We start from the raw sequence: 19,994 nt of genomic DNA, 5'->3' as shown, positions 1-19,994 counted from the left end.
CTCGTTTTCCCATCTCCCCGTATATTTTCCCTGTTGTTACATCGTTGCAGTAAAACATTGCGAACCGCCGCGTATAGCGCTGTTAACATGCTGTTTTTGCGGATAGCACTCACTATCCTGATGCCATGAAAACAGGGAATCGACAACAGCGGGGATTTACCTTGCTTGAATTATTGGTGGTGCTGACGATCGTGGCGCTGATGGCTGGCGGCGGCCTACATGGCTGGATTCAATATCAGCAGGCCATCCGTCTGGAACAGAGTGCGCAGCAACTGCTCGACTTTTTGAGTCGGGTTCAGGCCAATGCCTACTGGCATAACGAAACTCGGACGGCGAAGCTGATACCACAGGGGGCGCTGTGGTGCATGGTGGCTGGGCAGAATGAAAAACAGGCAGAGGAAGCATGTCGTGAGAACCACCCGCGACAGTTTGTTCGCCGCACACAGGATGTCGTGTTGGCAAAGTCTACCAGTAATGTTTTCACGTTCTTTGGCTTACGTAACGCCGCACAGGCTGGGCACATCTCGTTGTCGAATTCTTCGGGGCAACTGCGTCTGGTTATCTCGGTGAGGGGGCGCATTCGTCTGTGCAGCGAGTCGCAAGCTGTCTTGGCGATTCCACTATGCTGAGGCAGAAAGTGTTGAGACAGAACGTGTTAAGACAAACGGGGTTTAGGTGTGAACAACGTGGCTTCACACTGCCGGAAATCCTGTTGGCGTTGAGTTTAGGTAGCCTGATTATGCTGTCGGCAGCGCAGTTGTACCCTCTGTTACGCAGCCAAAGTCAGGACAGTGCGCAGCTTTTCCGACTGGAACAGCTATTCAGTCAGGTAGCGATGGGGATTGAGAAAGATATCCGTCGGGCGGGGTTTTGTGCGGGAACGTGTCAGGGAAAGGCGATCAGTATGGGGAATTATCCGGGAGAAGCGGAAAACAGCTGCCTGAATGTCTCTTACGATCTGAACCGGAATGGCGTGTGGGATGGTGGAGAGCAGCAGGATGCCGAGTCTTTCGGCTATCGCCTGCGCGGCAGGTCGTTGGAAATTCAAAGCGGGGCGCATAACTGTCAGGGTGACCGATGGGAGAAGCTGTTTGATCCGCAAGAGGTGGTGCTCACGGTGTTCCGACTACAGCGCCTGTCTGCGCAGAATGATGTGGCGTTGTACGAACTGCAACTGGCTGGTTATTGGGCCAAACGCCCCGCCGTTCGGCAGCATACCACTCGCATTATTCTCGGTCGTAACCAATGAAAAAAGGAAAGCAAGAAGGGAGTGGAACACTGGCTATGGTGCTGCTTATCGCTATTATCGGCCTGCTGTTAATGTCAGGTTTGCAACGCCAGTTTGATGCCGCCATTCAGATGGGGAGCGATGAACGGCACTATCTGAGAGCCTTCAATCAGGCATTGTCCTCGCTGAATTGGGGAAGAGGGCAGCGCTGGGGCGCGCTAACGGAAAACTGGCAGTGTCAGCAGTTGTCGGCAGATCAGTTGGTGGTGTGCCTGCGTGCGGCCTCGGATGGGGAGCAAGGGTTACTGCGTGGTGAAGGTGCGATCCCTGCTTCGATGCGACCATTGAGGCTGTACCAGCGTGTGTCATTTTCGGCACTGTCATCGGGTCAGATTGCTATTCAACCGTTAGGTAATGGTTGGCTAGACTTTTGCCCAGATAAAGATGTCGCGCGCTGTGATGCAACGGAGTAGTGCAGTGAACAACAGATGCGTGAGTTATCAATCGGGTTTCAGCCTACCGGAGACGCTGGTGGCAGCGTTGTTGTTTGCCGTATCGCTGATGGGGTTACTGCAATATCACCAGATCTTGCAACAGTCATTTCAGCACCAGTTGCAACAGCGTCAGGCCTGGCGGTTTGCTATGCAACAGCTTGAGGCTTATGAAGCGGGTGTGCCGTATCATCCGTTCAATCTTGATGATTTGGCGTCTTCTTCGAGTAAAAACTGGCAATTTAGCCTGTTAGAACAGCAACAGAGCGGAGAATGCCGTCAGGTAACGGCAAGAGTCATGACGCCACGTTGCTATCAGGCTACACTGAACCGTTGGTTTTGCAGGTCATCACACCAGTAAGTGATTGGGGTGAGTAAGAGAAGCCAACGCACATGCAGCTTGAAGTATGACGGGTATATGAATGATCAATCGTAAGCAGCGGTAGCAGGAGCCAGAATGTTTAGAATCTATCACTCCAATCAGTTGGATATCTTGAAAAGACTGATGGTTGAGCTGATAAAGCGTCAGCCGCTTGTGGATCCTTTCCAGCAGGAAGTGATTTTGGTACAAAGCCCGGGGATGGCGCAGTGGTTGCAAATTGAACTGGCTACGGACTTTGGTATTGCTGCCAATATTCAATTCCCCTTGCCCGGCGTTTTTTTGTGGAATATGTGTCGCCATGTGCTGCCGGATATTCCAAAAGAAAGCGCCTTCAGCAAGGATGCGATGACGTGGAAACTCATGCATTTGCTGCCCGATTTGTTGGCGCAGCCTGATTTTTCAGCACTTAACCACTATTTGCAGGATGATGATAACCAGCGCAAGTTGCACCAACTTGCCGGACGCGTGGCGGATCTTTTCGATCAATACCTGATTTATCGCCCTGATTGGATTAAAGCATGGCAAGAGGGGAAACAGGTTGACGATCTCGGTGGTAACCAACTGTGGCAATCGGCGCTGTGGCGCGCGCTGGTGGATTACACGCGTGAACTGGCGCAGCCCGAATGGCACCATGCGATTCTATACCAACGTTTTATTCATGCGTTAGAACAGGCAAAAACATGTCCTAAAGGTCTGCCGCCACGCGTTTTTATCTGCGGTATCTCCGCGTTACCTCCGATCTACTTACAGGCGTTGAACGCACTGGCGCAGCACATTGATGTGCATCTGTTATTTACCAATCCCTGCCGCCATTACTGGAGTGACATTCAGGATTATAAATTTCTGGCGAAACTAAAAGCCCGCAACCGCCGCTTACATCGCTTTGACCGCGAGCAGACTGATGAGACTCGCCCGCTATTTCGCGATCTTTCACAGGCAGAAACGCTGTTCAATGACGACGGTAAACAGTCGATTAATAACCCGCTGCTCGCATCGTGGGGCAAGCTGGGGCGCGATAACCTGTATCTGCTGGCCGAATTGGATAACGTTCAGGAAATCGATGCCTTTGTTGAGTCGGATGGCGAAAACTTACTGCAAACTTTGCAGCGCGACATCCTTGAGCTGGAAGATCATGCGGTAGTGGCTGTAAGCCACGAGACACAGAACACAAGTGCTCAGAAACGCCGTCTGGAACCCGATGACCGTTCGATTGATTTCCATGCCTGCCATAGTCCGCAGCGTGAGGTTGAAGTGCTTCACGATCGGCTGTTGGCCATGATGGCAGATGATCCTGATCTGATGCCGCGCGATGTGATCGTGATGATGGCGGACATCGACAGCTATACCCCGTTTATTCAGGCCGTGTTTGGCAACGCGCCGGACAACCGCTATCTGCCTTTTGCCATCTCCGATCAGCGTGCGCGACATGCGCATCCTGCGTTGCAGGCGGTGATCAGTCTGTTAGATTTGCCCACGAGCCGTTTTACGGCGGAGCAGGTTTTGGCGTTGCTTGAAGTGCCCGCACTGGCTGCCCGTTTCGGTATTCAGGAAGAAGGGCTACGGCGTCTGCGCCTATGGGTGGTGGAATCGGGCGTGCGTTGGGGGTTGGATGACGACAACGTACGCGATCTGATGCTTCCGCCAACGGGGCAGCATACGTGGCGTTTCGGCCTGACGAGGATGCTGCTGGGCTATGCGATGGATAGCCAGGTTGGCGACTGGCAGGGCGTGCTGCCTTATGATGAATCCAGTGGGTTGATTGCGGAGTTGGCTGGTCAACTGGCCGAGCTGCTGATGCAGATTCATCAATGGCGTGAGCGCCTGTCCCAGCCACGTTTGCTTGTCGATTGGTTACCACTATGCCGAGAACTGATCGAAACCTTCTTTGATGCGGATAGCGAGACCGAAGCGGCGCTGGCGCTAGTTGAAAAACAGTGGCAGCACGTGATTGGCATGGGCACGATGGCGCATTATCCGCAACAGGTGCCGATCTCCCGGTTACGTGATGAACTGTCACGGCGTCTCGATCAAGAGCGACTCAGTCAGCGTTTTCTGGCCGGTGCTATCAACTTTTGTACGCTGATGCCTATGCGTTCCATCCCCTTCAAGGTCGTGTGTTTACTGGGCATGAACGATGGCGTTTACCCTCGGACGCTGCCACCGCTTGGGTTCGATCTGATGGGGCGGAAAATCAAGCGTGGTGACCGTAGCCGGCGTGACGATGACCGCTATCTGTTTCTTGAAGCGCTCCTGTCGGCACAGCATAAACTTTATATCAGCTATATAGGGCGTTCGATCCAGGATAATACGCGCCGCTATCCTTCCGTATTAGTTAGCGAACTGACGGAATATATCGCGCAGAGCTATGTCCTGCCGGGCGATGAAGCGCTGGATATTGATAGCAGCGCGGAACGCGTTGTAAAGCACCTCTGCCGTGAGCATAGCCGTATGCCTTTTGATGCGCATAACTTCTTGCCTGCACCGCAGCCGTTAAGTTTTGCGGCAGAGTGGCTGGCGGCGGCGAATCGAAAAGGGGAAGCCCAGCCTGATTTTGATCGTGAAGCGCTGTCCGAAAGATCAAGTGATAGCGATGTTAGTTTGGACGATCTGAAGCGTTTTTATCGCCACCCTGTGCGAGCCTTTTTTCAACTGCGGCTTGGCGTAAGCTTTATGCTGCACAGTGACGAACTATTGGATGAAGAGCCTTTTGTGGTTGATAGCCTGAATCGCTATCAATTGAATAGCGAGCTGCTTAATACCTTGATTAATGAAGGCGATACGGAAAAACTGTACCGTCGCGCTAGGGCTGCTGGCGAATTGCCCTACGGCGCGTTTGGCGAAATTTACTGGCAGGAACAGCAGCAGGATATGGCGCAGCTAGCCGCGCGTGTGCGTGATGAACTAACGCCGTCGCTGTCGGTGAGCCGGGAAGTGGATATCCTCCTTGATGGCGTGCGCGTTAGCGGCTGGCTGAATCAGGTTCAGCCGGATGGCTTGCTGCGCTGGCGTCCCGGTACGCTTTCCATGAAGGATGGCATTACGCTGTGGCTGGAACATCTGGCCTATTGTGCAACGGGTGGACAGGGAGAAAGTCGGCTGTATGGGCGGGAAGACACCGCATGGCGCTTTGCCGCACTGTCGGAAGCGCAGGCCAGAGAACATCTGAGCGTCATGTTGGATGGATATCGTCAGGGAATGAGCAAGCCGCTGTTACTGCTCAATAAAGCAGGGAGCGCGTGGCTGGCTGAATGTTATGATCGTGAAAGTGATAGCTTGCGGTCAGATGACGAGACGCAGAACAAGGCGCGTGCCCGCTTGCTGCAAGCCTGGCAGGGCAACATGGGAATGCGGGGTGAAGGTGAAGATTATTACCTGCAACGCATTATTCGTGAGTTGGATGAAAAACGAATGAATGAGGTGATTGAAGCGGCGCAAATCTGGCTACTGCCGCCGTTCCGCTCTAATCTGGCTTGATGAATGTGTTTTGAATAATGTCTGTGTAGATTTCGAGGTGCGAAAAGATAACGCACTGCAACGTGAAAAGTGATGGATATGAGGTTGGAGAATTGCATGCGTAAACAGTGGGTCTGGATTACCGGGTGGTTTCTTTTATTCACATTCTGGCTTCCGGCGAGTTGGGCTGAAACGGGTTGGCAACCGCTGGCTCAGACGATTCGAAAAAGCGAAAAAGATCCGCGACAATATCAGGCGATCAAACTGGATAACGGAATGACGGTTCTGTTGGTTTCCGATCCGCAGGCACCCAAGTCGCTGGCATCACTGGCGCTGCCGATTGGCTCGTTGGACGATCCCAATAACCAACTCGGGTTAGCGCACTACCTCGAACACATGGTGCTGATGGGCTCGAAACGTTACCCAGAACCAGAGGCGCTTTCCGAGTTTTTGAAAAAGCACGGTGGTAGCCACAATGCGAGCACGGCCTCTTATCGCACTGCCTTTTATCTGGAAGTGGAAAACGATGCGTTGCGACCTGCCGTGGATCGGATGGCCGATGCTATCGCGGAACCGCTGCTCGACCCGGTAAATGCCGATCGCGAGCGTAATGCGGTCAACGCGGAATTGACGATGGCGCGTTCACGTGACGGTCACCGCATGGCACAGGTAGGGGCGGAAACATTGAATCCGGCGCACCCAAGCGCACGTTTTTCAGGCGGTAATCTTGAAACCCTGAGCGATAAACCCGGCAGCAAACTGCATGATGAGCTGGTGAAGTTCTACCAGCAATACTACTCAGCCAACCTGATGAAAGGGGTGATTTATAGCAATCAACCTCTGCCTGAAATGGCGAAACTCGCCGTCGACACATTCGGGCGTATTGCCAACCACAACGCCAGCATTCCTGCGGTTACGGTTCCCGTAACGACGGAGAAGCAGCGTGGCGTAATGATTCACTATGTTCCTGCCCAGCCGAGAAAACAGCTGCGTATTGAGTTTCGCGTCAGCGATATTAGCCAGGAATTCCGTAGCAAGACGGATACCTATATCAGCTATCTGCTCGGCAACCGTAGCCAGAATACGCTCTCTGACTGGCTGCAAAAGGAAGGACTGGTTGAGTCTATTGGTGCCGGTTCTTCACCGATAATCGACCGCAACGGCGGCATGTTCGCTATTTCAGCCTCGCTGACCGATAAAGGTCTGGCGCAGCGTGATGAAGTGATTGCAGCTATATTCCGTTACCTGCAACAAATCCGTACCGAGGGAATTCAGCAGCGTTATTTTGATGAGATCGCACATGTTATGGATCTGGATTTCCGCTATCCGTCCATTAGCCGAGATATGGATTACATCGAATGGCTGGTTGATACCATGCTGCGCGTGCCAGTCGAGCACACGCTGGATGCACAGTATGTCGCGGATCGCTACGATCCGAAGGCTATCGCCGCACGACTGGATGAGATGACACCGCAGAATGCGCGTGTTTGGGTCATCAGCCCGAATGAGCCGCATAATAAGGTCGCCTATTTTGTCGATGCGCCGTACGAGATGGATAAAATCCCGTCTGCGACCTTTGCAAAATGGAAAACGCTGGGTCAGAAAATGTCTCTGTCGTTGCCGACGATTAACCCTTACATTCCGGATGATTTCTCTCTGATCAACGCAGATAAGGCGATGACTAAACCGACGCTCCTGCTGAATCAGCCGGGGTTGCGCGTGCTGTACATGCCAAGTCACTATTTCGCCGATGAGCCGAAAGCAGAGATCACGCTGTTTCTCCGTAATCAGGAAGCGCGCAGTACCGCACGTAATCAGGTGCTGTTTGCGTTAAACGATTATCTGGCTGGCCTGGCGTTGGATGAACTAAGTTATCAGGCATCGATTGGTGGTATCAGTTTCTCCACCCGCAGCAATGATGGCCTGGTGATTAGTGCCGATGGCTATACCCAACATTTGCCACGGTTGCTACTGACGTTGGCGGATGGCTATGCTTCCTTTACCTCGACGGAAGCGCAGTTGGAGCAGGCTAAATCCTGGTACTTGCAGCAGTTGGATGCAGTCGAGAAATCAAAAGCCTTTGAACAGGCGCTACAGCCGATTCAGGCGGTATCGCAACTGCCTTACTTTGAGCGTGGCGAACGCCGTAAGCTGTTGAAGGATATCCGTTTACAGGATGTGGTTAATTACCGCAACGATCTGCTGCAAAACGCGACACCTGAAATGCTGGTCGTTGGTAACCTGGCGCCGGAGCGGGTAACCGAATTGGCGAACACGCTGAAAGCGCATCTGAAAGCTAACGGCGAAAATCTGTCGCGCAGTGATGATGTTAAAGTCAGTAAGCCTCAGCTTGCTAACCTACAGCGCCCGGGCAGCAGTACGGATTCTGCGTTAGCGGCGGTATATGTACCTACTGGTTATTCGGAAACGGAAAGCATGGCCTATGGCTCAGTACTGGGGCAGATCGTTCAGCCTTGGTTCTATAGCCAACTGAGAACGGAAGAGCAGTTGGGCTATGCGGTGTTTGCCTTCCCGACGACCGTTGGCCGACAGATGGGCATCGGCTTCCTGCTGCAAAGCAATAGCAAACAACCTGCTTATTTGTATCAGCGCTATGAAGACTTTTTCCTGAAAGCGCAAAAGCGACTGCGTGAGATGAGTGAAGAAGAGTTTGCGCAGTATAAGCAAGGCGTGATGAATGAACTGAGCCAGCGTCCGCAAACATTGGGCGAAGAGGCCAGCCGACTGCGTCGCGATCTGGATCGGGAAAACTTTGCTTTTGATTCGCGCGAGAAATTGCTCGAACAAATCAAGCCGCTGACGGTGAAGCAACTGGCGGATTTCTTCCAACAGGCGCTGAAGCCTGAAGGTCTGGCGGTGCTGTCGCAGGTTTCTGGTAGCCATCATGGTAAAGCTGACTATGCTGCACCGAAAGGATGGCATACCTATGCTGATGCGTCTTCATTGCAGAAAACGTTACCGCGTGAGAAAGCACCCACGATGATCCCTGCACCCGTAGCACAGCCAGCGGCATCGGAAGCTGTCAGTAAGGTTTCAGCAGAATGAAAAATGCCGCGCCGCAATCATTAGACGTCATGACGTTGCCGCTCTTAGGAGAGCGGCTGATTGAGGCGTCGGCTGGAACGGGGAAAACCTATACGCTGGCTGCGCTCTATCTACGTCTGCTGTTGGGGCTGGGTAAGCAAGCCGCGTATCCACGGCCGTTACTGGTCGAAGAAATTCTGGTTGTGACCTTTACGGAGGCCGCGACCGAAGAGCTACGCGAACGTATCCGTGCCAGAATTCACGCGTTGCGCATCGCCTGTCTGCGTAAAAGTGCGCAGGGTGACACGGCGCAGGAACCTAAGGATACCTCGCTAGCACAACTGCTGGCGGAGATTTCAGATCATCGTGAGGCCGCCGATGTATTGCTGGCAGCTGAACGGCAAATGGATGAAGCGGCGATCTACACGATCCACGGTTTCTGCCAACGTATGCTCAGTACCAATGCGTTTGAATCCGGCGTGCTTTTTGAACAGGTACTGATAGAAGATGAACAGCCGTTGCGCCGTCAGGCCTGTGCCGATTTCTGGCGTCGTTATTGTTATCCGCTGCCGGTAGAAGTTGCGCGTATTGTCGGTCTGGAGTGGAAAGGGCCGGAGAATTTGCTGGCCGATCTGGCGCCTTATCTGCACGGTGAAGCGCCTGCGTTTCGCCTGCCGCCAGAAGAGGACGAAACGTTGCTGAGTCGACATGAGAAAATCGTGGCGACCATCGATGCTTACAAACAACGCTGGCTGGCGTCAGCATCGGATTTGGAAGCGCTGATTAGTGCTTCTGGCGTTGATAAGCGCAGCTATAGCAGCAAGCATCTTCCCAACTGGCTACAGAAAGTCACACTGTGGGCCGAGCAGCCAACGTTGGATTATCAATTGCCGAAAGATCTGGTGAGGTTTGCCCAGCAAACGTTAATCGAGAAGACGAAGAAAGGCGAACCGCCCGTTCATGCCATCTTTGAGGTAACAGAGCGACTGCTGGAAACGCCACTATCGCTGCGTGATTTGGTCATTGTACGTGCGCTGTCGGCAATCCGAGATTCTGTGCGTGAAGAAAAACGGCAGCGTGCGGAACTGGGGTTTGACGATCTGCTGAGCCGTCTGGATGACGCATTGCAACAGCCGAGTGGGGAGCAACTTGCCAGCGCCATTCGTGAGCGTTATCCGGTGGCAATGATCGATGAGTTTCAGGATACCGATCCCCAACAATATCGTATTTTTCGCACGCTTTATGTCGGTCAGCCGCAGTGTGGGCTATTGCTGATCGGTGACCCTAAGCAGGCTATTTATGCATTTCGCGGTGCGGATATTTTTACTTACATGCACGCGCGTGGAGAAGTGGCCGCACATTATACGCTGGGCACGAACTGGCGTTCGTCGCACCAGATGGTGCGCGGTGTTAATCGTCTTTTTGAACGTATTGAGCACCCTTTTATTTTTCACAACATCCCTTTTTTACCGGTCAATCCTGCGGAATCTAAGCGCGGTTTGGTGTTTGACATCGCCGGACAGCCTCAGCCTGCGCTGCAATTCTGGCTAACGGGTGAAGAACCGATTGGCGTCGGGGATTATCAGCAGCAGATGGCGCGCCAGTGTGCGGCACAGATTCGCGACTGGCTGGCGGCCAGCCAGCGCAATGAGGCCTGGTTGGTAACCGATGATTCCCGGCGTTTGGTCAAAGCCTCTGACATGAGCGTACTGGTGCGTAGCCGACGTGAAGCGTCGCTGATTCGCGATGCGCTGAGCCGTTTGTCCATTCCCTCGGTGTACCTGTCCAATCGCGATAGCGTGTTCACTACGCCTGAAGCCAGCGATATGTTGTGGCTACTGCAGGCGGTGTTGGCACCCGAGCAGGAGCGCACGTTACGCAGCGCCATGGCGACGGTTCTAATGGGGCTGGATGCCGAACAGGTTGATGCCTTAGGGCAAAGCGAAACCGCGTGGGATGCGCTGGTGGATGAGTTTGCTGGCTACCATGCGCTGTGGCGTCAACGTGGTGTATTGCCAATGCTGCGTGCGCTGATGAGCCACCATCAACTGGCGGAGAACCTGCTGGCGAGCGCAGAGGGAGAACGCCGTATTACCGATATTTTGCATATCGGTGAATTATTGCAGGATGCCTCGGCAACGCTCGACAGTGAACACGCACTGGTGCGCTGGCTATCACAACAGATTGTCCAGCCTAATCCGCAGGCAGAAAACCAACAGCTGCGTCTGGAAAGCGACCGCCATCTGGTGCAGATCGTGACGATCCATAAATCGAAAGGGCTGGAGTATCCACTGGTGTGGCTACCTTTCATCAGCAATTTCCGCGTGCAGGATCAGGGAATTTATCACGATCGCGATAGCTATCAGGCTGTGTTAGATCTGCAAAATAATGAAGAAAGCCAGACGTTGGCGGAAGAAGAGCGGTTAGCAGAAGATTTACGTTTGCTGTATGTCGCACTAACCCGTTCTATCTACCACTGTAGCGTTGGCGTCGCGCCCGTTCAGCGGTCGCGTAAGAAAGATGGCAGCAGTGATATGCACCACAGTGCGCTGGGCTATTTGCTCCAGCGGGGTCAAGAGGCGGATGTTGCCACCTTGGTCAGCGAGCTTAAGGAAATGGTGGGCGACGGTGTTGCATTGACTCCGTTACAGACAACGGAAGCGCAGCGCTGGCAACCGGATCAACCCGAATTGGCAGAATTGCAGGCTCGTCATATTGAGCGCCAACTACGCGACGGCTGGCGAGTGACCAGCTATTCGGGGCTTCAGCAACACGGTTCAGCAAACGCGCAGGATCTGGTGCCGCGTCTGGACATTGAAGCGATAGGTGAACGTCAGGAAGTAGGGGAAACCCAATTGACGCCGCATACGTTCCCGCGCGGCGCGAGTCCGGGGACGTTTTTGCATAGCCTGTTTGAAACGCTGGATTTTACCCAACCTGTTGATGATGACTGGCTGGCTGAACAGTTGCAGCTTCAGGGGTTTGAAGCGCACTGGCACCCGGTGTTGAAGGCGTGGATGGATACGCTTTTGAATACGCCGCTTAACGAGCAAGGAATTACGCTATCGGCGCTGGATAATTCGGATAAGCAGGCTGAACTACAGTTCTATATACCGATTAAGGCACCGATACAGGCAGCGCAGCTTGATCGGTTGGCAAAGCACTACGACCCGCTATCCGCACAGTGTCCGGCGCTCTCTTTTCAGCAGGTTAAAGGCATGCTGAAAGGGTTTATCGATCTGGTCTTTCGCTGGGAAGGACGTTACTACCTGCTGGACTATAAATCCAACTGGCTTGGTCCTGATGCCAGTGCCTACACCCAGACTGCCATGGCTCAGTCGATGGCCGAGCACCGCTATGACTTGCAATATCAGCTTTACACGTTGGCTCTGCATCGCTATCTGCGTCATCGCATTGCGGATTATGACTATGAGCGCCACTTTGGTGGCGTGTTTTATCTGTTTTTACGCGGCGTCGAGGATTCTCATCCCGGTAATGGCATCTTTGCTTTTCGTCCTTCTGCTGAATTTGTTTTCGGGCTTGATGCGTTGTTCGAAGGCGATTTTTTCAACGGTGACGTGTTCAACGATGATGTGTTTGGGGGAAAGGCACCTGATGATGCTGACACAGGAGTTTCGTCATGATTGCCTTGCTTGAAATGGCGCAGGCCCAGCGGTTACTGCGCGCTCTGGATATCCAGTTTGCCAGAATGTTGGCAGATGATACGCAGCCTGAACTGCTGTTGGCGGCCGCCTGCCTGAGTGCACATTCGGGCGCGGGGCACGTGTGTCTACCGTTGAAGAACTTGCAGGCGCAGACGCTATTTGACGGTCGTGAACCTGAACTGGCGCAACAGTTGATCACCGAGTCAGGGATCAACACGGTTGCTGTCTGGCAGCAACGTTTGCTGGCGTCCGATGCCGTAAGCGACGGTAGCAAACCTACGCCTCTGGTGCTGCAAGGCGAAAAACTTTATTTACAGCGTAGCTGGCAGAGTGAAGGGCGCGTGGCGCAGTTTATCGCCAGCGAGCGTGAAACGGTGTCGGTCGATGAACCTGCGATTCGGGCGGTGCTGGATCGGCTGTTTCCTGATACGGGCGAAGAGATTGATTGGCAAAAAGTGGCCGCCGCTGTTGCCCTGACGCGCCGTATTGCGGTTATTTCCGGTGGACCGGGGACGGGGAAAACGACGACGGTTGCTAAGCTGTTGGCGGCGCTGATTGAGCTGAATACAGGGGAGGCGTTACGTATTCAATTAGCTGCGCCTACCGGAAAGGCAGCCGCGCGGCTAACGGAATCGCTGGGGTTGGCATTGCACCGTCTGGCGGTGGATCAACGACAGCGAGATGCGTTTCCGAAGGAAGCGACGACGCTGCATCGCCTTTTAGGCGCAGTGACGGATAGCCAGAGACTGCGTCACCATCAGGGAAATCCGTTGCATCTGGATGTGCTGATTGTGGATGAGGCTTCGATGGTTGATTTGCCGATGATGGCGAATGTGATCGCCGCGCTTCCGGTACAGGCCAGAATTATCTTTCTGGGCGATCGCGATCAGCTGGCGTCCGTCGAGGCGGGGGCGGTGTTAGGTGACATCTGTCGTTTTGCTGAGGCTGGCTATAGCCGTGCGCGGGCGCAGCAGTTGCAGCGGTTAACGGGCTGCGCACTGGATGAGAGCGGCCCCGAAGTGCAGACAACGGTCAGTGACAGTATTTGCCTGTTACGTCGGAGCTATCGCTTTGATCCACATTCCGGTATTGGGCAACTGGCGCTGGCGGTGAACGGCGGCGATGATGCCCGCGTGCGTGCGGTGCTGAACGGCGAGTTTGCCGATATCACCTGTAGCCCGTTAGCCGAGGCTGAAGAGTATCAGGCGATGCTGGCACAGTGCGTTGAAGGGTATCGTAATTATCTCGATCTTATTGCAGCGGGAGCGACATCGGATGCTGTGCTGCATGCTTTCCAGCGTTATCGCCAACTGTGTGCGTTGCGCGAAGGGCCGTTTGGCGTAGCGGGACTCAATCAGCGCATCGAGCAGGCTTTGCATCAGTCTGGGCTGATTCAGCGCAGTCGCAACCCGCTTAACCGTTGGTATCCCGGTCGACCAGTGATGATTGGACGTAATGATGCCGCATTGGGTCTGTTCAATGGCGATATTGGTATCGCTATGATGGGGGAAAACGGGGAACTGCGCGTGTTTTTCCCCTTGCCGAATGGCGAAACCAAAGATGTTACGCCAAGCCGTCTGCCGCCGCATGAAACGGCTTATGCGATGACGGTACATAAATCGCAGGGATCGGAGTTCGATCATACAGCGTTGGTACTGCCGAACCACTATTTGCCGGTGCTGACGCGGGAGTTGGTATATACCGCTATCACGCGTGCGCGCCAGCGCCTGTCACTCTATACCGATGTCCGAATTCTCTGTCGGGCGGTGAAAACGCCAACGCAGCGCTATAGCGGGTTGGAAGAGAGAATTAGCGCGTTCATTAATGGAACGCCGTTGCCTAAATAATTCGATTTGAAAGGCAAGGCGTTACCGTTTTGGACAACGCACATTCAGCACGGACATGCTGCTTGAAGTATTTCGGGGATAACGTCAGGCGGACTCGCGCTCAATGAGTGAAAAGCCGATATCCATGACGAGGGAGGGCACGTTTTTCCCCTCAATCTTTTCCGCTAACATTGCTGCGGCATCAGTGCCGATCTTCCAGCGATCGACCTTGACTGTGGTAATACTTGGCGTGTTGTGTGCGGCGAAATCAAGATCGCCAAATCCCATCACTGCCAGTTGCTTCGGCACCGCTAATCCTCTGGCGGTGGCTTCGATAATCACACCCTGCGCCAGCGTATCGGAGCTGCAAATAATGGCATCAAAAGCCTCGCCATCGGCGAGAAGTTCGCTCAACCCCTGACGCCCTAATGCCAGCGTCGCGGGCCAGGGGGCGATGGCTTCACGCACGTAGTTCCCCGATTGTTGCTGTATTATGTCGTAAATGCCTTTCTTGCGCAGTCCGGCGCGTGCATCTTCCGTCCAGACAAGACCGAAGCGCGAATGTCCCTTACCGATCAAATACTGCCCAATCGCATTCCCGATATTTTCATGGGAAAAACCGACCAGCATATCGAGCGGCGTCGGAGTCAGATCCCAGATTTCAACGACGGGGATGGCGGCGTTGAGGAGGAGTCGCTTGAGTTCGGGCGTGTGGTGAATACCGGTGAGGACGATGCCGTCCGGGCGGCGCGAAAGCAGAGTGGCGACAATATCCGCCTCGGATTCATTGGTATAGCCAGCGACGCATAACAGCATGTGATAACCGCGCGCGGCCAGCTCATCGCTGATCGCCTGAACGGTATCAACAAACATGCTGTTATTGATTTGTGGCACAACAACGGCAATGAGCTTGCTGCGTCTGGAAGCCAGTCCGCCTGCTAACATATTGGGGATGTAGCCCGTGGCACGGACGGCTTCTATCACCTTGTTCACGGTTTCCACACGAACAATTTTCGGGTTGTTCAGGGCGCGGCTGACGGTCATGGGTGAAATGCCTGCGGCGCGAGCCACATCTTCAAGCGTGGGGGCGCGAGGCGGAGTGCTGCTGGCGTTCTTATCGCGTTTCAATCACAGGTTCCCTTTTGAGCTGCGCGCACATTCACATGTTGTGGGATTATCGTTGATGGTACATCGATTTTCCAGTCACCCGTGTTTTTAGCAAACTGCCGAATTTCTCGTTTTTTCGCGTTGGCAATTGAACTTCCCGCTTCGTATTTTCGTTTTATCCTCTTACTTTTTGTGGTGATTGCGCAATCATTATTTGGTTGTTTGAGATATGTAATGGGCATTTTAATGATTAATTTGTGATCTATATTGCATGTTTTTTCTTCATTTATCGCTATCTTCCTTTTGGTTAATAAATGTTAGCGCAATCATTTTACGAGGTGAGATATGACCATCAGTGCAAATTCAGCGGCGGTTAGCTATGCAAAAGTCACGAACGTCAGAACGGCTGCCGAGTCAGGCGATCGAATCGAATGGGTAAAACTCTCTCTGGCATTTTTGCCGCTGGCAACGCCGGTTAGCGATGCGAAAGTGCTGACAGGCAGGCAAAAGCCGCTGACTGAAGTGGCGATTATTTTTGCCGAAATTCGCAGTCGTGATGGATTTGAAGGGGTGGGGTTCAGCTACTCCAAGCGGGCGGGTGGACAAGGCATCTATGCTCATGCGAAAGAGATTGCGGATAACCTGCTAGGCGAAGATCCGAACGATATCGATAAGATCTATACCAAACTGCTGTGGGCTGGGGCATCGGTTGGCCGCAGCGGAATGGCGGTGCAGGCTATTTCTCCGCTCGACATTGCACTGTGGGACATGAAAGCTAAGCGTGCAGGTTTGCCTTTGTCGAAGCTGTTGGGTTCACACCGTGATTCCGTTCAGTGCTACAACACCTCCGGTGGCTTCCTGCATACGCCGTTGGATCAGGTATTAAAAAATGTCGTGATCTCCCGCGCAAGCGGTATCGGTGGGATCAAACTGAAAGTTGGCCAGCCGAATACGGCGGAGGATATCCGTCGTCTCACCGCGGTACGCGAAGCGTTAGGAGACGATTTCCCGCTGATGGTGGATGCTAATCAGCAGTGGGATCGCGAAACGGCGATTCGGATGGGCAGAAAGATGGAAGCCTTTAATCTGGTCTGGATTGAAGAGCCGCTGGATGCTTACGATGTAGAAGGTCATGCGGCGCTGACGGCAGCGCTGGATACGCCGATTGCCACGGGTGAGATGTTGACCAGTTTCCGCGAGCACGAACAGCTGATTCTTGGTAATGCCAGTGATTTTGTTCAGCCTGATGCGCCGCGTGTGGGTGGGATTTCTCCTTTCCTGAAAATCATGGATCTGGCGGCAAAACATGGGCGTAAGCTGGCGCCACACTTTGCGATGGAAGTGCATTTGCACCTGGCTGCGGCCTATCCGATTGAACCCTGGCTGGAACATTTCGAATGGCTGAACCCGCTCTTCAACGAGCAGCTAGAGTTGCGCGATGGGCGCATGTGGGTGTCCGATCGTCTGGGGTTAGGGTTTACGCTGAGTGAACAGGCAAGGAAGTGGACGACGCTGAGCTGTGAGTTTGGCAAGCAGCCCTAAACCGATGAAATCATCGTGGCCGATTTTACTATCGGCCACGAGAAGCTTTATTGAATGGAATAATTCAGAGGTCCAGCACCAGAATCTTCGAGCGACGCTGATAGTTGTACAGCGCCTGTTTTTTCTTCGGCAGCATTTCCACTTCGGCGGGTAAAAAGCCGCGCTCCTGAAACCAGTGGATGCTGTGTGTGGTCAGCACGAACAGCTTTTGTAGACCCTGCTGGCGCGCCTGAGCGGCAACGCGCATTAACAGCATATCGCCACGTGATGAACTGCGGTAATCCGGGTGAACCGCGACGCAGGCCATTTCACCGATGCTTTCTTCCGGGAACGGATAAAGCGCGGCACAGGCGATGGTCAGGTTATCACGTACCACGACGGTGAATTTGTCGATCTCCATTTCCAGCTGTTCACGCGAGCGTCTAACCAGAATGCCTTGTTCTTCCAGCGGACGGATCAATTCCAGAATACCGCCGATGTCATTGATGGTCGCACGGCGAACCTGCTCGGCGCTTTCCATCACGATCTGCGTACCGATTCCATCGCGTGAGAACAGTTCCTGCAACAGCGCGCCGTCGTCCTGATAGCTGATCAGGTGGCTACGGCGCACGCCGCTACGACAGGCTTTGACTGCACCGCGCAGGAATCTGACCGTACCAGAATGGTAATCGCCAGCCTGTTCCAGTACATCAATACGCTGCTGCGCATCGTCCGGGAACAGCTCGGAGATGATGCGGCCCTCTTCATTGGTCACACCCTGTGACGAGCAGAAGCCGATCATCTTCTCTGCTTTCAGCTTAATGGCGAGCTGAGTTGCAACCTCTTCTGAGGTTAAATTGAAACTTTCGCCAGTGACTGAAACAGCAACTGGGCCAAGCAGCACAATCGCGCCGCTATTCAACTGGCGGTGAACCGCTTCTTCATCAATACGGCGAATACGGCCACTGTGGCAGTAGTCCACACCGTCATCAACGCCAAGTGGCTGCGCGATAATAAAATTACCGCTGACGACATTAATATGGGCACCTTGCAGCGGTGTGTTGTTCAGGCTCATCGACAGCCGAGCGGTGATGTCCAGTTGCAGCATACCCGCCGCCTGTTTAACCAGTTCCAGCGTGGCGCTGTCGGTGATACGGGTATTTTTATGATAGTGGGGCTCGTAGTGGTGCGTTGTCAGGTTGGCATCGATCTGGGGACGGGCACCATAAACGACGACCAGCTTGATCCCCAGACTGTGTAACAGCCCAATATCATTTACGATGCTAGAGAAGTTGGCATGTTCAATGGCCTCGCCACCTAACATGATGACAAACGTTTTGCCACGGTGGGCATTGATATAGGGAACTGAATGGCGGAAGCCCTGAACCAGCTCTGTACTACGTTCCTTCACTGTGAGCCCTCTTTGCATTTTTATTCGTAATTTCTGTATTTTTATTCTTTATAGCGTAAAACGCAAGAGGAAGTATTAACCAGAAAAACGAGAGTTTTGTTTCATATCGTCACCATGCCCTAAATAATTCGAGTTGCAGGACAAAACGTTGGCGTTTTGAACAACGCAAAGCGTTGGCCCGTTAGGGCGGGGCTCATTTCTGAGCCTCGTAACGCGGCAACCGCGCGAGTCCCCGGGAGCTTACATAAGTAAGTGGGGTGACAAATCTGTCGGGAGCAGATTTGAACGCTGCTTGCAGCGGCCCTTCAGGGCGAGGCCCACGACGGGCCGAGTATTTAAGGGAAGCCAACGCACATGCAGCTTGAAGTATGACGGGCATGCACAGGATTTTTGCATGACAGGGCGGAGCAGATTCGTTAAAGTTTTTGACAATTTTTACCTTTATTCATTTTTTGATGGCATATCCGCGCAGTGGTAACACGACAATGCAGGATAGCGCACAGCAATTAGATCGGAGCGGCATGTCTTATTCGAATCATCATCTGACTCGACGGCGTCTATTACAAAGCGCAGCAGCAACCTGGCTATTAAGCGTAAGTGGTGTGGGTTTGGCTGCGACGGCACAGGTTATCGCCGTGCGTGTTTGGCCGTCTTCCGCCTATACCCGCGTCACGTTGGAATCCAATCATTCGCTGAAATATAAACAGTTTAGCCTCAGTAATCCTGAACGCATCGTGGTGGATATCGAAAATGTTCATCTGAACAAGGTACTGAAGGAAATAGCCAGCCAGTTTCAGCAGGATAACGATCCGCTGATTAAAGAAGCGCGCATCGGGCAGTTTGATAAAAGTACGGTGCGTTTTGTGTTGGAACTCAAACAGCAGGCAACGACCAAAGTCTTTACGCTGGGGCCAGTGGCTGAATTCAAACACCGGCTGGTGCTGGATTTGTACCCTGCCGCAGGGCGCTACGACAACGAAGACGATCCACTGCTGGCGCTGCTGGAGGATTACAACAAAGGCGATTTAGAACGCACGCTGCCAGCGGAAGCGCCGAAAGCGGGGAAGGCCGGGCGAGATCGCCCACTGATTATTATGCTCGATCCCGGTCACGGTGGTGAGGATCCTGGCGCGATTGGCAAGAATAAAACGCGCGAAAAAGACATCGTGCTGCAAATCGCCCGCCGCTTGCGCAAGCTGATCGATAATGAATCCAATATGAAAGCGTATATGACGCGCAATGAAGATGTATTCATTCCGCTGCGTGTACGGGTGGCGAAAGCGCGCAAGCAGCGTGCCGATCTGTTCATTTCGATTCATGCGGATGCCTTTACCAATCGAGCTGCCAGGGGATCGTCGGTTTTTGCACTCTCGAAGAAAGGGGCAACCAGCACCGCTGCTAAATTTTTGGCTGAGACGCAGAATGAATCGGATTTGATCGGTGGGGTGAGTATGAGCGGTGATCGCTATTTGGATCATACCATGTTCGATCTGGTGCAGACCGTGACGATTGGCGACAGCTTAACGTTTGGTAAAGAGATCCTGACTCGGCTGGGCAAGGTGAACCGTCTGCACAAAAACAGTGTTGATCAGGCCGGATTTGCAGTACTGAAAGCCCCGGATATCCCTTCTGTTCTGGTTGAGACGGCATTTATCAGTAATCTGGAAGAAGAACGTAAGCTGCGTACCAGTCATTTCCAGCAGCAAATTGCCGAATCCATTTTCGCAGGGATTAAAGCCTACTTCGCTAGTCAGGCGGAGCGGTAGTGGGTGTGGTGAGTAGCGTCAATATTACGCAGTAACCGCGTCTTGTCGGCGCGGTTTAAAGGAAATATGTCGTAGACGAGTGTAGAAGTAGGGCATGCG

At 53.3% G+C, this 19,994-nt stretch carries 12 protein-coding genes; 10 read left to right on the top strand and 2 right to left on the bottom strand.

The genetic code is table 11. The features are described 5' to 3' along the window. The first annotated feature begins 125 nt into the window (after positions 1-125). From DUT67_RS17280 to recD, 8 genes are all read left to right on the top strand, one after another. On the top strand, positions 126-629 hold the full coding sequence (locus tag DUT67_RS17280) for a prepilin peptidase-dependent protein (RefSeq protein WP_113632061.1): 504 nt from the start codon (positions 126-128) through the stop codon (positions 627-629). Continuing rightward, complete coding sequence (locus tag DUT67_RS17275; RefSeq protein ID WP_113632060.1) at positions 623-1,249, top strand: prepilin peptidase-dependent protein; 627 nt, start codon at positions 623-625, stop codon at positions 1,247-1,249. Before DUT67_RS17280 ends, DUT67_RS17275 begins: the two co-directional genes overlap by 7 nt. Next, positions 1,246-1,701 (top strand): YgdB family protein, encoded by a 456-nt coding sequence (locus DUT67_RS17270; RefSeq protein ID WP_189339485.1) that lies wholly within the window; start codon positions 1,246-1,248, stop codon positions 1,699-1,701. Before DUT67_RS17275 ends, DUT67_RS17270 begins: the two co-directional genes overlap by 4 nt. Beyond that, on the top strand, positions 1,688-2,080 hold the full coding sequence (locus tag DUT67_RS17265) for a prepilin-type N-terminal cleavage/methylation domain-containing protein (RefSeq protein ID WP_113632058.1): 393 nt from the start codon (positions 1,688-1,690) through the stop codon (positions 2,078-2,080). Before DUT67_RS17270 ends, DUT67_RS17265 begins: the two co-directional genes overlap by 14 nt. A 96-nt stretch (positions 2,081-2,176) precedes the next feature. Further along, entirely contained in the window at positions 2,177-5,575 is a 3,399-nt protein-coding gene (gene recC, locus DUT67_RS17260) for an exodeoxyribonuclease V subunit gamma (RefSeq protein WP_113632057.1), read from the top strand. A 96-nt stretch (positions 5,576-5,671) separates the two neighbouring features. Continuing rightward, positions 5,672-8,620 (top strand): pitrilysin, encoded by a 2,949-nt coding sequence (gene ptrA / locus DUT67_RS17255; protein ID WP_113632056.1) that lies wholly within the window; start codon positions 5,672-5,674, stop codon positions 8,618-8,620. After that, positions 8,617-12,243 (top strand): exodeoxyribonuclease V subunit beta, encoded by a 3,627-nt coding sequence (gene recB / locus DUT67_RS17250; RefSeq protein ID WP_113632055.1) that lies wholly within the window; start codon positions 8,617-8,619, stop codon positions 12,241-12,243. Before ptrA ends, recB begins: the two co-directional genes overlap by 4 nt. Continuing rightward, positions 12,240-14,111: an exodeoxyribonuclease V subunit alpha gene (recD, locus tag DUT67_RS17245; protein WP_113627665.1), complete on the top strand. Its 1,872-nt coding sequence runs from the start codon at positions 12,240-12,242 to the stop codon at positions 14,109-14,111. Before recB ends, recD begins: the two co-directional genes overlap by 4 nt. An 84-nt stretch (positions 14,112-14,195) precedes the next feature. On the opposite strand, the gene DUT67_RS17240 is transcribed toward recD, so the two are convergent. After that, on the bottom strand, positions 14,196-15,218 hold the full coding sequence (locus tag DUT67_RS17240) for a LacI family DNA-binding transcriptional regulator (RefSeq protein ID WP_113627664.1): 1,023 nt from the start codon (positions 15,216-15,218) through the stop codon (positions 14,196-14,198). A 324-nt stretch (positions 15,219-15,542) separates the two neighbouring features. Here DUT67_RS17240 and DUT67_RS17235 point away from each other — a divergent pair, with 324 nt between their 5' ends. Further along, positions 15,543-16,739, top strand: coding sequence for an L-talarate/galactarate dehydratase (locus DUT67_RS17235; protein WP_113627663.1), 1,197 nt, complete (start codon positions 15,543-15,545; stop codon positions 16,737-16,739). A 64-nt stretch (positions 16,740-16,803) separates the two neighbouring features. Here the strand turns inward: DUT67_RS17235 and argA are convergent, their stop codons facing one another. Continuing rightward, entirely contained in the window at positions 16,804-18,147 is a 1,344-nt protein-coding gene (gene argA, locus DUT67_RS17230) for an amino-acid N-acetyltransferase (protein ID WP_169743488.1), read from the bottom strand. 503 nt (positions 18,148-18,650) lie between these two features. Here argA and amiC point away from each other — a divergent pair. After that, on the top strand, positions 18,651-19,895 hold the full coding sequence (gene amiC / locus DUT67_RS17225; RefSeq protein WP_113627727.1) for an N-acetylmuramoyl-L-alanine amidase AmiC: 1,245 nt from the start codon (positions 18,651-18,653) through the stop codon (positions 19,893-19,895). The last annotated feature ends 99 nt before the right edge of the window (positions 19,896-19,994 follow it).

This window comes from Pectobacterium peruviense, assembly GCF_003312355.2.
Taxonomy (GTDB): Bacteria; Pseudomonadota; Gammaproteobacteria; order Enterobacterales; family Enterobacteriaceae; genus Pectobacterium; species Pectobacterium peruviense.
This window is presented reverse-complemented; position numbering and strand designations above follow the sequence as displayed.